The 19,574-nt window shown below is 71.1% G+C and carries 16 protein-coding genes and 1 riboswitch; of the genes, 6 read left to right on the plus strand and 10 right to left on the minus strand.

Features of this window, described 5'->3' with window-relative positions:
- Window positions 1-203 precede the first annotated feature (203 nt).
- On the plus strand, window positions 204-1,241 hold the full coding sequence (gene sepH, locus ACQEXA_RS16630; RefSeq protein ID WP_432933778.1) for a septation protein SepH: 1,038 nt from the start codon (window positions 204-206) through the stop codon (window positions 1,239-1,241).
- Window positions 1,242-1,293: 52 nt separating this feature from the next.
- On the opposite strand, the gene ACQEXA_RS16635 is transcribed toward sepH, so the two are convergent.
- Window positions 1,294-2,145, minus strand: a complete 852-nt coding sequence (locus ACQEXA_RS16635) for a sulfurtransferase (protein ID WP_432933776.1) — start codon at window positions 2,143-2,145, stop codon at window positions 1,294-1,296.
- Window positions 2,146-2,481: 336 nt separating this feature from the next.
- Between ACQEXA_RS16635 and ACQEXA_RS16640 the strand changes: the two genes are divergently transcribed.
- Window positions 2,482-3,285 (plus strand): VOC family protein, encoded by an 804-nt coding sequence (locus ACQEXA_RS16640; protein WP_432933774.1) that lies wholly within the window; start codon window positions 2,482-2,484, stop codon window positions 3,283-3,285.
- 43 nt (window positions 3,286-3,328) lie between these two features.
- On the opposite strand, the gene ACQEXA_RS16645 is transcribed toward ACQEXA_RS16640, so the two are convergent.
- From ACQEXA_RS16645 to ACQEXA_RS16660, 4 genes are all read right to left on the minus strand, one after another.
- On the minus strand, window positions 3,329-3,979 hold the full coding sequence (locus tag ACQEXA_RS16645) for a thymidine kinase (RefSeq protein WP_432933772.1): 651 nt from the start codon (window positions 3,977-3,979) through the stop codon (window positions 3,329-3,331).
- Window positions 3,980-4,059: 80 nt separating this feature from the next.
- A complete protein-coding gene (locus tag ACQEXA_RS16650; RefSeq protein ID WP_432933770.1) occupies window positions 4,060-5,250 on the minus strand; it encodes an alkaline phosphatase family protein in 1,191 nt (396 codons plus the stop codon).
- Window positions 5,250-5,846 (minus strand): DUF5998 family protein, encoded by a 597-nt coding sequence (locus tag ACQEXA_RS16655; RefSeq protein ID WP_432933768.1) that lies wholly within the window; start codon window positions 5,844-5,846, stop codon window positions 5,250-5,252. The genes ACQEXA_RS16650 and ACQEXA_RS16655 overlap by 1 nt, the downstream gene beginning before the upstream one ends.
- 42 nt (window positions 5,847-5,888) lie before the next feature.
- The gene (locus ACQEXA_RS16660) at window positions 5,889-8,693 is read right to left on the minus strand and encodes a GNAT family N-acetyltransferase (RefSeq protein WP_432933766.1); all 2,805 of its coding nucleotides are present in this window, start codon (window positions 8,691-8,693) and stop codon (window positions 5,889-5,891) included.
- A gap of 157 nt (window positions 8,694-8,850) precedes the next feature.
- Between ACQEXA_RS16660 and ACQEXA_RS16665 the strand changes: the two genes are divergently transcribed.
- Window positions 8,851-9,132 carry an HPr family phosphocarrier protein gene (locus ACQEXA_RS16665; RefSeq protein WP_359394575.1) on the plus strand — a complete coding sequence of 94 codons (282 nt, stop codon included), beginning with the start codon at window positions 8,851-8,853 and terminating at the stop codon, window positions 9,130-9,132.
- A gap of 371 nt (window positions 9,133-9,503) precedes the next feature.
- On the opposite strand, the gene ACQEXA_RS16670 is transcribed toward ACQEXA_RS16665, so the two are convergent.
- The 4 genes from ACQEXA_RS16670 to ACQEXA_RS16685 form a co-directional block, all read right to left on the minus strand.
- Window positions 9,504-10,199: a GntR family transcriptional regulator gene (locus ACQEXA_RS16670; protein WP_432933762.1), complete on the minus strand. Its 696-nt coding sequence runs from the start codon at window positions 10,197-10,199 to the stop codon at window positions 9,504-9,506.
- A 195-nt stretch (window positions 10,200-10,394) separates the two neighbouring features.
- A complete protein-coding gene (locus ACQEXA_RS16675) occupies window positions 10,395-11,147 on the minus strand; it encodes a M23 family metallopeptidase (protein ID WP_433130462.1) in 753 nt (250 codons plus the stop codon).
- Between the two features lie 13 nt (window positions 11,148-11,160).
- Window positions 11,161-11,369, minus strand: a riboswitch (cyclic di-AMP (ydaO/yuaA leader).
- A gap of 271 nt (window positions 11,370-11,640) precedes the next feature.
- Window positions 11,641-13,029, minus strand: a complete 1,389-nt coding sequence (locus tag ACQEXA_RS16680) for a M16 family metallopeptidase (RefSeq protein ID WP_432933758.1) — start codon at window positions 13,027-13,029, stop codon at window positions 11,641-11,643.
- Entirely contained in the window at window positions 13,026-14,390 is a 1,365-nt protein-coding gene (locus ACQEXA_RS16685) for a M16 family metallopeptidase (RefSeq protein WP_432933756.1), read from the minus strand. Before ACQEXA_RS16685 ends, ACQEXA_RS16680 begins: the two co-directional genes overlap by 4 nt.
- Before the next feature lie 333 nt (window positions 14,391-14,723).
- On the opposite strand from ACQEXA_RS16685, the gene ACQEXA_RS16690 reads away from it, so the two are divergent.
- Window positions 14,724-17,180 (plus strand): DNA gyrase/topoisomerase IV subunit A, encoded by a 2,457-nt coding sequence (locus tag ACQEXA_RS16690; RefSeq protein WP_432933754.1) that lies wholly within the window; start codon window positions 14,724-14,726, stop codon window positions 17,178-17,180.
- On the opposite strand, the gene ACQEXA_RS16695 is transcribed toward ACQEXA_RS16690, so the two are convergent.
- Complete coding sequence (locus tag ACQEXA_RS16695) at window positions 17,181-18,266, minus strand: CobW family GTP-binding protein (RefSeq protein ID WP_432933752.1); 1,086 nt, start codon at window positions 18,264-18,266, stop codon at window positions 17,181-17,183. It abuts the gene before it with no gap.
- A gap of 369 nt (window positions 18,267-18,635) precedes the next feature.
- Between ACQEXA_RS16695 and ACQEXA_RS16700 the strand changes: the two genes are divergently transcribed.
- Both ACQEXA_RS16700 and ACQEXA_RS16705 read left to right on the plus strand, forming a co-directional pair.
- Window positions 18,636-19,184: a DUF6082 family protein gene (locus ACQEXA_RS16700; RefSeq protein ID WP_432933750.1), complete on the plus strand. Its 549-nt coding sequence runs from the start codon at window positions 18,636-18,638 to the stop codon at window positions 19,182-19,184.
- Window positions 19,185-19,314: 130 nt separating this feature from the next.
- Window positions 19,315-19,551, plus strand: coding sequence for a hypothetical protein (locus ACQEXA_RS16705; RefSeq protein ID WP_432933749.1), 237 nt, complete (start codon window positions 19,315-19,317; stop codon window positions 19,549-19,551).
- Window positions 19,552-19,574 lie beyond the last annotated feature (23 nt).

Raw genomic sequence — 19,574 nt, forward strand, 5'->3', positions numbered from 1 at the left:
AGGGGGGCTAGTTGCACAGGGTGACGGGTATCGTCACTTAGCGTTGCGAATAGGTAACCGTGCCATAACGGCGACTCAGGGCTCATGCCCGACACGCCGGGCAACTCGGCAAGGTTGTGGCAGGCTGCACCCGGGCAGGCCACACTCGACTAGCGGAAGCAGCGACGCACGTGACGTCGGCAGGCACCACCCGGGAGGTCCCCATGCCCGAACTGCGTGTCGTGGCCGTCTCCAATGACGGCACACGGCTGGTGCTGAAGGCTGCGGACAGTACGGAGTACACGCTTCCGATCGACGAACGGCTCCGCGCCGCCGTGCGCGGCGACCGTCCCCGCCTCGGCCAGATCGAGATCGAGGTGGAGAGCCATCTCCGCCCCCGTGACATCCAGGCCCGTATACGCGCCGGTGCGACCGCCGAAGAGGTGGCGCAGCTCGCCGGGATCCCCGTCGACCGCGTACGGCGCTTCGAGGGCCCTGTGCTGGCGGAGCGCGCCTTCATGGCCGAGCGGGCCCGCAAGACACCCGTGCGCCGGCCCGGCGAGAACGCCGGTCCCCAGCTCGGCGAGGCCGTGCAGGAGCGGTTGCTGCTGCGAGGTGCCGAGAAGGACACCGTCCAGTGGGACTCCTGGCGCCGCGACGACGGCACCTGGGAGGTGCTGCTCGTCTACCGGGTCGCGGGTGAGACGCACTCGGCGAGCTGGACGTACGACCCGCCCCGGCGGCTCGTCCAGGCGGTCGACGACGAGGCGCGGTCACTGATCGGCGAGTCCGACGACTTCTCGGCAGCCGAGCCGAGTTACCCCTTCAAGCCGCGGATCGCCCGGCTGCCGCGTGACGGCAGGATGGACCGCGCCCTGGAGCGCCAGGCGGAGCGGCCCGTCCTGCCGGCGCAGTCGTCCGAACCGCCGGAGGAGAGCACCGGTGAGCGGGACTCGCTCACCAGTCTTCTGGAGGCGGTGCCCAGCTTCCGCGGCGACCTGGTGGTGCCGGAGCGGCCCGCCGAGCCGCAGGAGGAGCCCGTCCAGGAGCCCGCGGCGGAGGAGCCGCCGGCGCCCGCGGCCTCGGCCGGCTCCGCCTACGCGGACGTCCTGATGCCGCGCAGCGTCGGCAGCCACCGTGACCGTCTGATCGGTGCGACGGACCGCCAGGCCGAGGCGGACGGCGTCCGGCCGGGTCGCAGAGCGGCGGTACCCAGCTGGGACGAGATCGTCTTCGGCACCCGGCGCAAGAAGCAGGACTGACCCGACGTCCGAGGGCGGGGTCCACGCAGTCGCGTGGACCCCGCCCTCGCGTTCACTGCGGGTCGGGACCGACCGCGACCGGGCGGCCGGTGTTGCCGGACCACTCCGACCACGACCCCACGTACAGCGCGGCCGTGATCCCGGCGACCGCCAGCGCCAGCACCTCGTGGGCCGCGGAGACACCCGAACCGCAGTACACGCCGACCTCGGCGCCCTCCCTGGCACCCAGCGACTTGAAACGGTCGACGAGCTCTACGGCCGGCCGGAACAGGCCGTCCTCATCGACGTTCTCGGACGTCGGCGCCGACACCGCACCCGGAATGTGGCCGCCCACGGGGTCGATCGGTTCCACCTCGCCCCGGTAGCGATCACCGGCCCGCGCATCGAGGAGCACCCCGGTCCGGGCGAGTGCCGCGGCACCGTCGGCGTCCAGGAGCGGCAGGGCCCCCGGCAGGGGCCGGAAGTCACCGGGCGCCGGCTCCTCGGCCCCCGTGGCGAGCGGTCCCTGCCACGCGGGGAGTCCACCGTCGAGCACCCGGACGTGCGGGTGCCCGGTCCAGCGCAGCATCCACCACGCACGTGCGGCGGCCCAGCCCTGCCCGCCGTCGTACACGACGACCGGCCACTCCGAGGAGACGCCGGCGGCCCGCATGGCAGCGCCGAAACGCTTCGTGCCGGGCAGCGGATGCCGCCCGGCGGGGCCGGGCGGATCCGCGAGATCGGCGTCCAGGTCCACGAAGACGGCGCCCGGAATGTGACCGGCGGCGTGGGCGGCGCGGCCGTCGAAAGCAGGAGCGCCGGACGCCGTCGCGGCGGTCAACTGCCAGCGGATGTCCAGCAGCGTCGGCGGCTGCGGTCCCGCCAAGTCGCTCGCGAGTTCGGATGCGGAGATGATGGCCTTCATGGCCCCCATCCTCGCGCACGGGGTGGCCGAGTCGCTCAGGTCCGGCTACTCTGCTCCGCCGGACAGGTCCGGTCACCGCGTGTACGGGGTTGGGCACATGCTGTACAGCCGATGCTCACGGCCGGCACGCCGCATCGCCCGGGAAACGGGACGGGACATCGCGCATCGGGCAGGGGCACCTCGGGCCGCCGGGCGCCTCGCCACGGCGCGGCCGGACCGTAGGTCGCGACCGGTGGTGCGAGCATCGACACGAGGCGTGCCCCTGCGCGTGCGCGGCGCACGGGCATGCGGGCGGAAGCTGAGCGGCCGCTATGAGGGGCCGAGGAGAGAGTGACGATGACCGAGGCACGGGGGTCGGCGGGCCTGACCGGCACGACGCATGAGAGGCACGCACCCGGTACGCCGTGCTGGGTGAGTCTGATGGTGCACGGGATGGCCGCGACCCAGGAGTTCTACGGGGCGCTGTTCGGCTGGGAGTTCCGGCCCGGACCACAGCCGCTCGGACCATATGTGCGGGCCGTGCTGAACGGCTACGAGGTGGCGGGCATCGGCCAGCTGCCGCTGGACCGCCATCTGCCCATCGCCTGGACGCCGTACCTCGGCTCGGACGACGTGGACGTGACCGCCGAGCAGGTACGCAGCTGCGGCGGAACCGTGGGCGTGGGCCCCCTGGACGCGGCCGAGGCCGGACGGCTGGCCATAGCCTGCGACCCGATGGGCGCGGTGTTCGGCATCTGGCAGGCTGCCGATCACCTCGGCACGGGCCTGACCGGAGTACCCGGCACCCCGGTCTGGAACGAGCTGCTCACCTACGACACGGCGAGTGTCGCCCCGTTCTACCGGACCGTCTTCGGCTACGCCGAGGAGCCGGTCGTCTCCCCCGATTTCGACTACATCACCCTCCACATCGAGGGTCGTCCGGTCGCCGGCATCCACGGTGTCGGGCAGGCACTGCCGCGCGACCGGGGCGCGCACTGGATGACGTACTTCCAGGTCGTGGACGCCGACCGGGCGGCCGAACGGGTCACCGAGCTGGGCGGCCACATCGTGCGCGCCATGTGCAACACGGCCCTGGGTCACATGATCACGGTCGCCGACCCGGAGGGCGCGACGTTTTCGGTGGTCAGCCCGCTGGGCTGACCTTTCGGGTGAAACGGCCGTTCTTTCGGGTGAGGCCGGGGCGTCAGGTGGACGACACGGGGAGGACGTCCGGGGAGAGGGCCGCCGCGCGGGCGGTGGCCGCCGTCATCCGGCGCCGGTGGTGGCGACGGCACAGGACCTCGTAGCCGATCTCGTCGGCGGACTGGTTGACGTCCCCCACGACCACCTGGGCACCCTCGACCACCATCGCCCCGCCGACCGTACGGGCGTTGTGCGTGGCGCGGGCGCCGCACCAGCACAGGGCCTCCACCTGGAGGACCTCGACCCGGTCGGCGAGCTCGACCAGGCGCTGCGATCCCGGGAAGAGCCTGGTGCGGAAGTCGGTGGTGATACCGAAGGCGTAGACGTCGAGCCCGAGGTCGTCGACCACACGGGCCAGCTGGTCGATCTGCTCCGGCGTCAGGAACTGCGCCTCGTCGGCGATCACATAGTCCGCACGCCCGCCCTGCGAGAGATGGTCGACGACGTACCCGTACAGGTCCTGCCCGTCCGCCACCTCCACCGCGTCCGTCACCAGGCCGAGCCGTGAGGAGAGCTTGCCCTCGCCGGCCCGGTCGTCGCGCGTGAAGATCATGCCCTGCAGTCCCCGCGCGGAGCGGTTGTGCTCGATCTGGAGAGCCAGCGTCGACTTCCCACAGTCCATCGTTCCGGAGAAGAACACCAGCTCGGGCATGGGGAGTTGAGGACCTTTCGGGCAGGGGTTCGGGGCGTGCGGATCTTCAGCAGCCTACTGGGCGACGGGACGCGCGGCGCTCAGGTACGGACTTCCAGCAGGGGCACCAGCTGTTCGACGGGCGTCATCGAGCCGTGGTTGCCGACCATCGCCGACTCCTTCGGCTCGCGTTCGGAGGCGATGATGAGCACATCGTCGCGGGCCGCCGCGACCACGTCGCCGATGCGCTGGTACACGCGCTCCTCGACGTGCGGGCCGAACCAGCCCGCGGCGATCGCCTCGTCCCGCGAGGCCACCCAGAACTGCTCGCCGAGCACTTCGCGCCAGCAGGTCAGGACATCGTCCTCGGCGCCCGGCACGGCGTAGACATGGCGGGCGCGGCCCTCTCCGCCCAGCAGGGCGACCCCGGCGCGCAGCTCCCAGTCCTCGTCGAAGTCGATGCGGTGCTGCTCGTCGAACGGGATGTCGATCATGCCGTGGTCGGCGGTGACATACAGGGCGGAGCGCGGCGGCAGCTGTTCGGCCAGCCGCTGGACGAGCCGGTCGACGCACATGAGCTGGCCGCGCCAGGTATCGGAGTCGGCACCGAAACGGTGGCCCGCGCCGTCGAGTTCGGCGTAGTACGTGTAGACCAGAGCCCGGTCGCCAGCGGCGAGTTGCTCGGCCGCCAGGTCCATACGGTCCTCGCCGGTCAACCGCCCGAGGAACGTTCCGCCGCTGAGGGCGACCTTGGTCAGCGGGGTGTTCTGGAAGGTCGGGGAGGAGACCTGCGCCGTGTGGACTCCGGCCGCGTCGGCGAGCTGGAAGACCGTCGGGTAGGGCTGCCAGGCGCGCGGCTCGGTCCAGGGCTGCCAGCGGAGCTGGTTCATCAGCTCACCGGTGTCGGGATTGCGGACCGTGTACCCGGGCAGGCCGTGCACGCCGGGTGGCAGTCCGGTGCCGACGGAGGCGAGCGAGGTCGCGGTGGTCGCCGGATATCCGGCCGTGAGGGGCCGGCCGGTGCCGCCGCGCGAGGAGCCGAGCAGCGAGGTCAGAAAGGGCGCGTCGTCGGGGTGCGCCTTCAGCTGTTCCCAGCCGAGCCCGTCGACGAGGAACACGCAGTTACGGTCGGCGGCGGTCAGCTCCGGTATGGCGGCGCTGTGGCCCGGCACCCCCATGCCCGCGGCCAGGGTGGGCAGGAGGTCGGCCAGTGAGCCGGTGCCGTACTCGGGGACCGGCGCCGAACCGGCGGCGAGCGGCTCCGGGTGGTCGTCCCAGGTGGTCAGCGCCATCAGTGGGTCAGGTCCGCGGTCGCCTCGGAGAGGGACTGTGCGAAGGCGAGCGCCTGGCGCACCGTCTCCGGGCCGTCCCCGGCCTCGCTGACGCGCAGGCTGAGGTCGTCCGCCGTCGAACTGCCCGTGTAGCCGTGGTCCGCCTCGCAGTTGGGGTCGCCACAGGCGGCGGGCTCCAGGTCGATACGGGAGACGGCGCCCCAGCCGATGGTCAGGACGACCTCGCGGGGCAGCGTGCCCGGCGTGTACGCCTCCGGGTTGGCGACGACGCGGCTGACGACGACCGAAGAGATCCGGCCGAGCTTCACCGACTCCGTGGAGGTCGTCGCGTACGGCGTCGGGGAGGTGTCGTCCGCGGCCTGCTCGTCGGTGTGGCTGACGATGAAGCGGGTGCCCGTGAGGACCAGCACGGTCACATGGCGGCGCACCTCGTTCGCGTCGAACGTGGTCTCCTGATGGACCAGGTACGACCGGATCGGATCGCCGCCCACGGCGGCTTCCACCGCCTCGGCCACGAGAGCCGGGTAATAGCCGCTGCGCTCGATCGCCGCGCGCAGCCCCTGGGTCGTCGTACTGGTCTTGGCCATGACGTCCATCCTACGGGGGTGCACTGACTGCGAGGCACCGCTCGTCGCCGCTCAGTACACCGGAAGTGTCCTCGGGCCGAGATCGTCGCGGGCGGGAGGGGGCGCGAGCCGCACTGTGGCGCCGAGCACGCTCAGGCCGTGCGGCGCGACGACGACGGGCTCCAGGGTGACGGCGACCACCTCGGGATGGTCGTCGACCAGCCGCGACACGCGCAGCAGCAGCTCCTCGAGGGCCGGGGTGTCCACCGGGGCCGAACCGCGCCAGCCGAACAGCAGCGGTGCCGTGCGGATCGACCGGACCAGGGAGGTGGCGTCCCGGTCGGTGACCGGAATCAATCGGTGCGCGGTGTCGCCGAGGAGCTGTGAGGCGGCCCCGGCGAGCCCGAACGACAGCACCGGTCCGGCCGCCGGGTCGATGACCGCCTGTACGACCGTGTCGACGCCTCGTGGCGCCATCGCCTGGACGACCGGCCGCAGCTCCAGAGGCGGACCGAACAGCTCGGTCAACTCGGCGTAGGCCCGGCGCAGTTGCTCTTCGTCGGCCAGGTCGAGACGTACACCGCCGAGGTCGGCGCGGTGGCGCAGGTGCGGGGCGGTGGCCTTGAGGGCCACCGGGTAGCCGAGGGCGCGGGCGGCCTCGGCGGCTGCCTCGGGCGCGGGCGCGGGCAGTGCCCGGCGGACGTCGATGCCGTACCGGGCGAGCAGGTCGCAGGTCTCGTCGCCGCCGAGCGTGAGCCCCTGTCCCCGGGTGAGCAGCCCGTCGATCAGCCCGGCGGCGCCCTTCTCGTCGATGTCCTCGTACTCGGGCACCTTGCCGGGGTCGGCGGCGTCGCGGCGCCACTGGCCGTAGTTGACGGCCTCGGCCAGGGCCCGCACGGCGCGCTCGGCGGCGGGATAGGCGGGGATGAGACGGGCTTCCTCCGGTGCCTGAACCGCGGTGGGCGGCGGTTCCGCCGGACGCGGGAGGTCGCCGCGCTGCGCCTGGGGCGATGTGCTGACCGCCGCCGACAGGGCCTCCGCGATCCCGCCCAGCTCCACATGGACCACGAGCACGGGCTTGGCGGGCGCCGTGGCCGCCGCCGACCGCAGCGCCTCGGCCAGCTCGACGTCCCTCGGCGACCTCTCGCCGACCGCCGGGATCGCCGTGACCACGACGGCGTCGCACGTGTCGTCGGCCAGCGCCGCGGCCAGCGCCCGGTGGAAGTCCTCTGCCGTCGCCTCCGTCGTCAGGTCGAGGGGCGGCAGCGGCCGCAGCCCCTCGGTGAGGCACGCGTCGTACGTCAGCAGCCCGAGCGACTCCGAGTTCCCGAGGATCGCCACCCGCGGGCCGGCCGGCAGCGGCTGCCGCGCCAGCAGCAGTCCCGCGTCCACCAGCTCCGTGATCGTGTCCACCCGGATCACGCCCGCCTGCCGCAGCAGCGCGGACACCGTGGCGTGCGGCAGCCGCGTGGCCCGTACGGCGTGCCCCTGCGGGGCGCCTCCGTGCCGCGCGCCCTGCACCACGACCAGCGGCTTGGCCGTCGCCGTGCGCCGGGCGAGCCGGTTGAACTTGCGCGGGTTGCCGATGGTCTCCAGGTACATCAGGGCGACGTCGGTGTCCGCGTCCTCGTACCAGTACTGGAGCACGTCGTTGCCCGAGACGTCCGCGCGGTTCCCGGAGGAGACGAAGGTCGAGACGCCGGTCGAGCCGGTGACGCCTCCCCCGCGCCGGTGCAGGCGCGACAGCAGGGCGATGCCGATGGCACCGGACTGCGCGAACAGACCTATGCGCCCGGGGCGCGGCATCTCGGGCGCGAGAGACGCGTTGAGCCGGACCTGCGGCGAGGTGTTGATGATCCCGAAGGTGTTGGGGCCGATGATCCGCATCCCGTACGACCGCGCCTGCCGCACCAGCTCCCGCTGCCGCTCGCGCCCATCGGGACCGCTCTCGGCGTATCCCGCGGACACGACCACGAGGCCCTGGACCCCGTGCTCGCCGCACTCCGCGACGACCTCCGGGACGTGCTCGGCGGGCACGGCGACCACCGCGAGGTCGACCGGCTCGGCGATGTCGCGGACCGAGCGGTGGGCGGGCACCCCGGCAAGCTCCTTCTGCCCCTCGGGCAGCGCCCCGTTCACCGCGTACAACAGGCCCGTGTACCCGCCGCTCCTGAGGTTGTCCAGGACGCTGCGGCCCACTCCCCCGGGCGTGCGGCCCGCACCGATCACGGCGACCGAGCCGGGCGCGAGCAGCCGCTGCACGGACCGCGCCTCCGCCCGCTGCTCCCGCGCACGCTGCACGGCGAGCGACCGGTCGGTGGGCTCCAGGCCGAATTCCAGACGTACGACGCCGTCCTCGAAGCTGCGCTTCTGCTGGTAGCCGGCGTCCGTGAACACCTTGATCATCTTGGTGTTGGCGGGCAGCACCTCAGCGGCGAACCGGCGGATGCCGCGCTCCCTGGCCACCGCCGCGATGTGCTCGAGGAGGGCCGAGGCGACGCCGCGGCCCTGGTGTGCGTCCTGCACCAGGAAGGCGACCTCCGCCTCGTCGGCGGGCGCGGAGGCGGCCATGCCGTCGGAGCCGATGCGGTCGTAGCGTACGGTGGCGATGAACTCGCCGCCGACCGTGGCCGCGAGTCCCACCCTGTCCACAAAGTCGTGGTGCGTGAAGCGGTGGACGTCCTTCGCGGACAAGCGTGGGTACGGCGCGAAGAAGCGGTAGTACTTCGACTCGTCCGAGACCTGCTCGTAGAAGCTGACGAGGCGCTCGGCGTCATCGGCGGTGATGGGCCTGATGCGCGCGGTGCCGCCGTCGCGCAGCACCACGTCGGCCTCCCAGTGGGCGGGGTACTCGTGCCGGTCCGACGAGGTCTGCATGCGCCCCAGAGTAAGGCTCGCGTCCGACAGCGGTGCGAGGCAGGCTGAGGGAGCCTGGCCGCACCGCGCACGGGCCGTCCGCCGCCCTCTTTCTGGGCGCGCTCGACTTATGGAACACTGGTCTAGACAACCCTGAACACCTGAAGGGCAGCATCACATGGCTGAGCGCCGCGTCAACGTCGGCTGGGCCGAGGGCCTCCACGCCCGCCCCGCCTCCATCTTCGTCCGGGCAGCCACGGCCTCCGGTATCCCCGTGACCATCGCCAAGGCGGGCACCAACCCGGTCAATGCCGCGTCCATGCTCGCGGTGCTCGGACTGGGCGCCCAGGGCGGCGAGGAGATCGTCCTCGCTTCCGACGCGGAGGGCGCGGACGCCGCGCTGGACCGTCTGGCCAAGCTGGTCGCCGAGGGCCTCGAGGAGCTTCCCGAGACCGTCTGACCCTTCGGGCAGAGCACCACACGGCGGAGCCGCGTCGGCCTTCGGGCGGACGCGGCTCCGCCGTGTTCGGACCCGTTCACGGCACCCGTCTGCGCGGCTCCTCGGGCCTGCCCTCACCGGGCGCCCAGACCCCGGTCCCGGCCGAGCGGCCGCCGTCGTGCGCGAGGCACCGTCGCACGGTCACCCGGTGCGACGTTCCACAAACATGCCGCCCCCGCACCGCCTCCGGCCGGGCAGGAAATTCAGCAGGTCACATCAAATAGCGCGCAAGTCGCACAGATATCGCACGCACCGGATTTCCGTGCGCGCGGAAAAAGACAGCTTAAATAAGTCCCTGCCGAATATCTCTCTCTTTGTATACGTCGCCCATGTTAATGACGCAGTCCCGACATGTTTACGGCATGTTGCGAAGTCCTCACGCGCTCCGCCCGGTCCGTCGCGCCGGGAATGTGCAGCCGGTGCGCCGCGGTCGCACGCTCGGTGTGCACGGCCGTGATGGCCCGCGCCCGCTCGCTGTCCCCGCGTGCGACGGCGTCCACGATGCCGCCGTGCTCCGCCCAGGACTCCACCGGGCCGGCCGGTGCCTCGACCGCGTACATCCAGGAGATCTTGTGCCGCAGCTGGGCCAGCGTGGAGGTCAGCGCGGGACTTCCGCAGGCCTGCGCCAGCGTCTCGTGGAACCAGCCGCCCAGGGAGCGCAGATCTTCGCTGCCGCCCTTCCTGGCCCGCTCCTGGCCCAGTCTGACCAGGCCGCGCAGCACCTTGAGATGGGCCTCGGTGCGGCGCTGCGCGGCCCGCGCGGCGCACAGCGGCTCCAGCAGCATCCGCATCTCCAGCAGGTCGGCGGCCTCCTGTTCGGTGGGCTCCGCCACGCACGCGCCCGCGTGCCTGCGGGTCACGACGAACCCCTCGGCCTCCAGCGTGCGCAGCGCCTCGCGCACGGGGACGCGGGAGACGCCGTACCGGCGCGCGAGAAGCTCCTCGGTGAGCCGGCTGCCGCGCTCGTAGACACCCGCGACGATGTCATCACGGATCGCCGTGCATACCGAGTGCGCCGGAATACGCATGCCCGACCTCCGCCTTAATCCCCGCGAAACGTCGCCGATTGACGTGTTCAACCGACTCTATTGCAGCGGACCGGAATTTCCGACCGCGGGCCGGAATCCATGGATATTTTTTGGACAGACAGCCGTTCGAAAGAGGAAGGCCCCGGCTGCTGAGCCGGGGCCTTCCAAGGGCGCGCGCCTGCTTCGGACGGGTCGTCAGACGTTCACGCCGTGCGACCGCAGATAGGCGACCGGGTCGATGTCCGAGCCGTACTCCGGGGACGTACGGGCCTCGAAGTGCAGGTGCGGCCCGGTGACATTGCCGGTGGCCCCGGACAGGCCGATCTGCCGGCCCGGAGTGACCGTCTCGCCCACGGAGACACCGATCGACGACAGGTGGCCGTACTGGGTGTAGGTGCCGTCGTTCATCTTGATGACGATCTGGTTGCCGTACGCGCCGCCCCAGCCCGTCTCGACGACGGTGCCGGAGCCGACCGCGTGCACGGGCGTGCCGGTCCCGGCGTGGAAGTCGATGCCGGTGTGGGTGCCGGACGACCACAGGGAGCCGCCGGTCTTGTAGCCGGTCGAGACATAGGAGTGGGAGATCGGCGCCACATACGCGTTCAGGCGCCGGCGCTCGGCCTCGCGAGCGGCGCGCTCCTTGGCCTCGCGCTCCTGCGCGGCCTTCACCGCGGCACGCACACGCGCCGCCTGCTCGGCCGTCTTCTGCTCCGCGGCCTGCCTCTGGGCGGCGGCCTGTGCGTCGATCTTCTGGGCGACCGAGTCGCCGAGGGTGACGGCCTGCATCAGGCCGGTCTGCTGGACGGGGTCGCCGGCGGCGAACGCCGGGGTGGTCAGAGCGCCGATGACACCGGTGGTGGTGAGCGCCGCGACGCCCACGGCGTTGGTGGTCGTGCGCATGACGCGGCTCGGCCGCCGGTGCTTCCCGGTGGCGCAGGTGAACGCCATGAAGTGGCTGGTCCTTTCCTTCCTTCTCGCCTACCGGGTTAGCTGACGGGTTCGGAGCAGGAAGGTCTCCTACGGGCGTGTGCCCGATTCACCCCAGGGACTTGTGCCCGCCGGGCCGCGAAGGCGGCGACAGCGGGCTCCGTCGGCCGCGCAGGCGGCCACGAAAGGTGGGTCCCCGGCTCCCCTGGCTCGCGCCGTACGGGGACTCGGCGATGACTGTCCGGCGCCGCGGGTGCGACGCACTGTCTGACGGACAGCCTGAGAGACGCTAAGAGGACGGTCTTTCAATCACCAAACCGAACAGAGTGTTTGTAGCGCATCCCACAGGGCAGAGAGGCAACCTCTATGGCAATACGGACAAACAGCGCACAAGTGGGGCCCTAGTGCCGGAAAAGGCACCAGGGCCCTCATGTCCCCGCCGTGCGACGCGCGCCCGTCTTTCAATCACGTCGCGATCGCACCGGGTTGCGCCTCGCGGGCGCGCGGTCTCGCTCTACTCGGCCCGTACGACGCTCACTTCGCCGATACCCAGCGCCTTGACGGGCTCCTCGATCGCCGCCGCGTCGCCCACCAGGACGGTCACCAGCCGGTCGACCGGGAACGCGTTCACGACGGCGGCCGTGGCCTCCACCGTGCCCGTGGCCGACAGCGCCTGGTACAGCCTCGCCTGGTAGTCGTCCGGGAGGTGCTGCTCGACCTGGTCGGCCAGCGTGCTCGCGACGGCCGCCGCGGTCTCGAACTTGAGCGGCGCGACACCCACCAGGTTCTGCACGGCGACGTCCCGCTCGGCGTCCGTCAGCCCCTCGGCGGCGAGCGTGCGCAGCACCTTCCAGAGGTCGTCGAGCGCCGGGCCGGTGTTCGGCGTGTCGACGGAGCCGCTGATGGCGAGCATCGCGGCACCCGTGCCATCGGGCGCGGAGCGCAGCACCTGGCCGAACGCCCGCACTCCGTACGTGTAGCCCTTCTCCTCGCGCAGGACCCGGTCCAGACGCGAGGTGAGGGTGCCGCCGAGGCAGTAGGTGCCGAGCACCTGGGCCGGCCACACCCGGTCGTGCCGGTCGGCGCCCACGCGGCCGATCAGCAGCTGCGTCTGGACCGCCCCGGGGCGGTCCACGATGATCACGCGACCGGTGTCCTCGGCGGTCACCGGGGGCACGGGGCGCGGCTTGGCGGGTGCCCCGGTCCAGGCGCCGAGGGTCTCCCCGAGAAGCGCGTCGAGGTCGAGCCCGGTGAGGTCGCCGACCACGACGGCGGTGGCCGTCGCCGGGCGCACATGCCGGTCGTAGAAGGCGCGGACGGCGCCGGCATCGATGCCCTGGACCGTCTCCTCGGTGCCCTGGCGCGGGCGCGACATGCGCGAGGACGCCGGGAACAGCTCCTTGGACAGTTCCTTGGCGGCACGCCGGGCCGGATTGGCGATCTCGTGCGGGATCTCGTCGAGGCGGTTGCGCACCAGGCGCTCCACCTCGCTTTCCGCGAACGCCGGCGACCGCAGGGCGTCGGCGAGCAGCCCGAGCGCCTTCGAGAGACGGGAGGCGGGCACTTCCAGGGAGAGGCGGACGCCGGGGTGGTCGGCGTGCGAGTCGAGGGTGGCACCGCAGCGCTCCAGCTCGGCGGCGAACTCCTCGGCGGAGTGTTTGTCGGTGCCTTCCGAGAAGGCACGCGCCATGATCGTGGCGACGCCGTCGAGGCCGGCCGGCTCGGCGTCCAGGGGCGCGTCGAGGAGCACCTCGACGGCGACGACCTGCTGGCCGGGGCGGTGGCAGCGCAGCACCGTCAGGCCGTTGTCGAGCGTGCCGCGCTCGGGCGCCGGGAACGCCCAGGGCCGGGCCTCGCCGGGCTGGGGCTGCGGGTGGAAGTCCATGGTCGCGAGCTCGGTCACTTCGCCGACTCCTCGGTCTCGTCGGTGGTTTCGGCGCCTTCCGGGGTCTCGGCCTGGGCCGCGACCGGCTCGTACACGAGCACCGCGCGGTTGTCCGGCCGCAGCCGGGCCTGAGCGGCCTCCTGCACCTCCTGGGGCGTGACCTCGAGCACGCGCCCGACGGCGGTCAGGGCGAGCTGCGGGTCGCCGAACAGCACGGCGTACCGGCACAGTTCGTCGGCGCGGCCCGCGACCGTGCCCAGCCGGTCCAGCCACTCGCGCTCCAACTGGGCCTGGGCGCGCTCCATTTCCTCGTCCGTGGGACCCTCCTCGGCGAACCGGGCGAGCTCCTCGTCGATGGCCGCCTCGATGACGGGCACCTCGACGTCACCGGACGTCTTCACGTCCAGCCAGCCCAGCGAGGGCGCTCCGGCCAGCCGCAGCAGGCCGAATCCGGCGGCGACGGCGGTACGGTCGCGCCGGACGAGCCGGTTGTACAGGCGGGAGGACTCGCCGCCGCCAAGGATGGTGAGGGCCAGGTCGGCCGCGTCGCACGCGCGCGTACCGTCCTGCGGAAGCCGGTAGGCAGCCATCAGGGCGCGCGCCGGGACCTCCTCCTCGACGACCTCGCGCAGCTGCTCGCCGATGACGTCGGACAGCGAGCCGTCGCGCGGCTCGGGCTTGCCGTCGTGGGAGGCGATGGACCCGAAGTACTTCTCGATCCAGGCGAGCGTCTGCTGGGGATCGATGTCACCGACGACCGAGAGCACGGCGTTGTTGGGCGCGTAGTACGTGCGGAAGAAGGCCCGCGCGTCCTCCAGGGTGGCCGCGTCCAGGTCCGCCATCGACCCGATCGGCGTGTGGTGGTAGGGGTGGCCCTCCGGGTAGGCGAGCGCGGTCAGCTTCTCGAACGCCGTGCCGTAGGGGACGTTGTCGTAGCGCTGGCGGCGCTCGTTCTTCACCACGTCGCGCTGGTTCTCCATGGACTCGTCGTCCAGGGCGGCGAGCAGCGAGCCCATGCGGTCGGCCTCGAGCCAGAGGGCGAGCTCCAGCTGGTGGGTGGGCATGGTCTCGAAGTAGTTGGTGCGCTCGAAGCTGGTGGTGCCGTTCAGCGAGCCGCCGGCGCCCTGGATCAGTTCGAAGTGGCCGTTGCCCTTGACCTGGCCCGAGCCCTGGAACATCAGGTGCTCGAAAAGGTGGGCGAGACCGGTGCGGCCCTCGACCTCGTGACGCGAGCCGACGTCGTACCAGAGGCACACCGCCGCGACCGGGGTCAGATGGTCCTCGGAGAGCACCACGCGCAGCCCGTTGGCCAGGCGGTGCTCGGTCGCTGTCAGGCCCCCGGAGCCTGCCTCGGCTGTGGCCGTGTGACCCATGGGCATGTACATCCCTTCGCTCGCGGAAGCTGTCGCGGAAAATCCGCGGTTTCCTGCCGGTCCTGTCACTGTATGCAAGCGTGCGGACCAGTGGACAAGTTCCCGTGTGTCGTACGCCGAGAGCGAGACTGTGATTACGGGGGGTGGACGAACGAATGCACCATTGACGCGGTCCGTCCGGCACCGCGGGACGGCCGCGACGGCGGCCCGCGGACACCCGCTGCCGGGTCCGGGGGCCCTTGAGGACGGGTACTGGTCGGGGTTGTCGGTGCGGCGGTCCACAATGGTCCCCGTCAGTTTCGTTCATGCCCCGCGCAGACTGTGAAGGAGCCGGCAGCGATGGCCCGCCGCAGCACGAAGACCCCGCCGCCCGACGACGCGTACGAGGAGAGGATCCTCGACATCGACGTCGTCGACGAGATGCAGGGCTCCTTCCTGGAGTACGCGTACTCGGTCATCTACTCCCGAGCCCTGCCCGACGCGCGCGACGGCCTCAAGCCGGTGCACCGGCGCATCGTCTACCAGATGAACGAGATGGGCCTGCGTCCCGAGCGCGGCTATGTGAAGTGCGCCCGTGTCGTCGGCGAGGTCATGGGCAAGCTGCACCCGCACGGGGACGCGTCGATCTACGACGCCCTGGTGCGCATGGCCCAGCCCTTCTCGATGCGCGTCCCCCTGGTCGACGGCCACGGCAACTTCGGCTCGCTGGGCAACGACGACCCGCCGGCCGCGATGCGGTACACCGAGTGCCGGATGGCCGAGGCGACGAGCCTGATGACCGAGTCGATCGACGAGGACACGGTCGACTTCGCACCCAACTACGACGGCCAGGAGCAGGAGCCCGAGGCCCTCCCGGCCGCTTTCCCGAACCTCCTGGTCAACGGCGCCTCCGGCATCGCGGTCGGCATGGCCACGAACATGCCGCCGCACAACCTCGGCGAGGTCATCTCGGCCGCCCGCCACCTGATCCGCCACCCGAACGCGGACCTGGACACCCTGATGAAGCACGTCCCGGGCCCCGACCTGCCCACCGGCGGCCGGATCGTCGGCCTCTCGGGCATCCGGGACGCGTACGAGACGGGCCGCGGCACCTTCAGGATCCGTGCCACGGTGTCGGTGGACAGCGTGACGGCGCGCCGCAAGGGCCTGGTCGTCACCGAGCTTCCCTTCACGGTCGGTCCCGAGAAGGTGATCGCCAAGATCAAGGACCTGGTCGGCTCGAAGAAGCTCCAGGGCATCGCCGACGTCAAGGACCTCACCGACCGCGAACACGGGCTGCGTCTGGTCATCGAGATCAAGAACGGCTTCGTGCCGGAGGCCGTGCTGGAGCAGCTCTACAAGCTGACCCCGATGGAGGAGTCCTTCGGCATCAACAACGTGGCGCTGGTCGACGGCCAGCCGCTCACGCTGGGCCTCAAGGAGCTGCTGGAGGTCTACCTCGACCACCGCTTCGAGGTCGTCCGGCGCCGCTCGGAGTACCGCCGCGGAAAGAGGCGCGACCGGCTCCACCTGGTCGAGGGCCTCCTCACGGCCCTGGTGGACATCGACGAGGTCATCCGCCTGATCCGGTCCAGCGACAACTCCGCGCAGGCCAAGGAGCGCCTGATGGAGCGCTTCTCGCTGAGCGAGGTCCAGACGCAGTACATCCTCGACACCCCGCTGCGCCGCCTGACGAAGTACGACCGCATCGAGCTCGAGGCAGAGAAGGAACGGCTCAACGCCGAGATCGCGGAACTGACCAGGATCCTCGAGTCCGACGCGGAGCTGCGCAAGCTGGTCTCCACGGAACTGGCCGCGGTGGCCAAGAAGTTCGGCACCGAGCGGCGCACGGTCCTGCTGGAGTCCTCCGGTGCCCCGGCGCCGACGGTGTCGCTCCAGGTCGAGGACGCCCCGTGCCGGGTGCTCATGTCGTCGACGGGCCTGCTGGCGCGCACGGCGAACGGCGACCCGTTCGAGGAGGACACCGACGGCAAGCGCGCCAAGCACGACGTGATCGTCTCCGCGGTCGCGGCGACGGCACGAGGCGAGGTGGGCGCGGTGACGTCCACCGGGCGGCTGCTGCGGCTGAACGTGATCGACCTCCCGCAGCTGCCGGAGACGGCGACCCGGCCGAGCCTGTCCGGGGGCGCCCCGGTCTCGGAGTTCGTCTCCCTGGAGGCGGACGAGACGGTGGTCTGCCTGACGACGCTGGACGAGTCCTCCCAGGGCCTCGCGCTCGGCACGGAACAGGGCGTGGTCAAGCGTGTGGTCCCCGACTACCCCGCCAACAAGGAGGAGTTGGAGGTCATCACCCTCAAGGAGGGCGACCGGATCGTCGGCGCGATCGAGCTGCGCACGGGCGAGGAGGACCTGGTCTTCATCACGGACGACGCCCAGCTGCTGCGCTTCCCCGCGTCCCAGGTGCGACCGCAGGGCCGGCCCGCGGGCGGCATGGCGGGCATCAAGCTGTCGGACGGTGCGAAGGTGATCTCCTTCACGGCGGTGGACCCGGCGGTGGACGCGGTGGTGTTCACGGTCGCCGGCTCGCGCGGCACGCTGGACGACTCGGTCCAGACGACCGCCAAGATGACCCCGTTCGACCAGTACCCGCGCAAGGGCCGGGCCACCGGCGGTGTGCGCTGCCAGCGGTTCCTGAAGGGCGAGGACTGCCTGTCGTTCGCCTGGGCGGGCGCTACCCCGGCGCGGGCGGCGCAGAAGAACGGCACACCGGCCGAGCTGCCGGAGATCGACCCGCGGCGCGACGGCTCGGGTGTGTCGCTGCAAAAGACGGTCTCGGTGGTGGCGGGACCGATGTAGTCAGCCTTCGAGGTCGCCGAGGCTCGTGGGAGCCTCGGCCCCCTTGTCCTGGACGTAGCGAAGAACGCCCCACATGCCGTGCTCGTCGGCGTGTGGGGCGTTGTCCGTGCACGCCTCGAGCTCCTTGCGCAGGGCGGCGGTGTCGATGCCGGACCCGATGAGGACGAGCTGGGTGAGCCGTTCGTCGCCGGCCTTCCATGCCTCGGGGTAGAACCGCAGAAACCGCCCGACCGCGTGCACGGCGTACCGGTTGCGCGGATCGGCGGCGCCGAAGTCGACGTACCCCTTGATCCGGTAGAGGCCCTCCGGCCTGCTGTCGAGGAAATCCAGCAGCCGCCTCGGGTTCATGGGTACGCCCGAACGGTAGGACAGGCTGTCGTATCCGGTGTGCAGATGCGTGTGGTGCGGACTGTCGTTCCCGTGTTCGTCGTCGTGCCGGTGGAGGTCGTCGAAGGACAGCTGCCCGATCCGTTCCTCGACCGGTCGGCAATCGAACAGGAATTCAGGATCGAGGCGCCCGTGGACGGCCGGGACGACGGCGGCACGCTCGGCGAGCGACTGCACCCGCCGAAGCACCCGCTCGCTGTCGTCGGCGCAGTCGGTCTTGCTGACGACGACGAGATCGGCGAGGGCGAGATGGCGGTCGAGTTCGGGATGCTTCTCGCGCGTGGCGTCGAACTCGACCGCGTCGACGACCTCGACGAGTCCGCCGTAGACGACGCGCGACTGCTCGCTGGCCAGCACCATGCGGACGAGTTCCTGGGGTTCGGCGAGTCCGCTGGCCTCGATGACGATGACGTCGATGCCGGCGGAGGGCTGGGCCAGGCGGTCCAGGTAGAGGTCGAGTTCACTGGCGTCGACGGCGCAGCACAGACAGCCGTTGCCCAGGGACACGGTGGAGTCCCCGAGCGCCCCGGCGACGGCCATCGCATCGATCTCGATGTCCCCGAAGTCGTTGACGACGGCGCCGATCCGGCTGCCCCCACTGTGGTGGAGAAGGTGGTTGAGCAGGGTGGTCTTTCCCGAACCCAGGAATCCGGCGAGTACGACGACCGGAATCTGCTGCGAACTCGACGACCGGCTCACCGCGCGCCCCTTCTCACACCGTTGCGTGCGCCGGATCGCGTACCGGCGGGTGTACGAGGACGGCTCACGGACCGGCTTTCGCAGGATCGGGTCGGCTCTCGTACGAGGATTGAATGCCGACCCAGGATACGAGTGGGCCGATACGCAGCGAAGTGAACGATTGTTAGCGGCGCTCGCGGGGCACACGTTCAGCATGGCGCCGGGACGCGCGACCCGCACTTCCCCCCGTGCGCCTCCTCTCCGCCTCCCCGCCGATCAGAGCCGCTCGGCACCCTGGGAGGCGGCAAGCGCGCCGCCCATCGCTCGCCGGTCCCCATCAGCGACCCGCACCCGACGACCGGCGGACGGTCGCCTGATTCGGGGGTTGACATGGTCACACAGAAGCACGGGACGAGGGGGCTGGGTGCCGCAGCCGCAGCGGGGCTCGGGTTCGCGGTAGGCCTGGTGGTCGCCGTGGCCGTCCAGCAACTGCGATACGAGGAACTGCGCCTGCGGATCGAACGAACCGAGCAGAACGACCGCCGCGAAGCACGGCTGGCCGAGCAGCAGCGGCTGCAGTCATACCTTCTGGACAAGGCACTGAGCGATCCCGATCTGGCCGCGGTGATGAGCACGATCGAGGAAGTGGACCCCACACGGCGCCGGCAGTACCTGTTCGCCAACGCGATGTACACCAACGCACTTCTCGCCTATCGGGTGGGGGTGGTCGCTTGGGACGAGCTTCACGGCCACCTGCGCATCATTTGCCGGAATGCCATATTTCGCGACTACTGGGATGCTACGCGCCACCATCGCGCAAGCCTCAAAGATTCGTCCGATGAAGCGCGCGTAGGTCAAATGATGGACACAATAATCCGCGATCTGGACGAAGCGGACACCGAGGAGTGGTGGGTCGTAGGTGAACCGCCCGCAGAATAAAGCCCACAATCGCAGAGGTGAACACCACACGGCGGGCGGCCAGTTGGCCCAGTCTGGGCCATTCGGGTGGCGCTCCGTCGGCTACCCTGTCCCAGCCCTAAACTGTCTAATCACGAGGACTGGGATCCCCTTGAAAATCGTGCGCCGCATCGGTGCGTCCCCACGCGAACGGGGCAGCTTGTCTGGCGAGAGCTGCCCCGACATCTTCGAACTCAGTGACGGCAACTTCGCTGTCATCGGGACCGAGGCCACTGCGGCACTCGACAACGAACTTCCTGCTGACGCCGCTAGAGCCGATTACGAACGGATCGTCATCGTCAGCCGAGAAACGCTCGTACGCGCCAAAGCCGACATTCCTGACGCATAGCACTTCCCCCTCAGGGCGACAAC

The sequence above is a fragment of the Streptomyces sp. CA-106110 genome (assembly GCF_050936285.1).
Classification (GTDB): domain Bacteria; phylum Actinomycetota; class Actinomycetes; order Streptomycetales; family Streptomycetaceae; genus Streptomyces.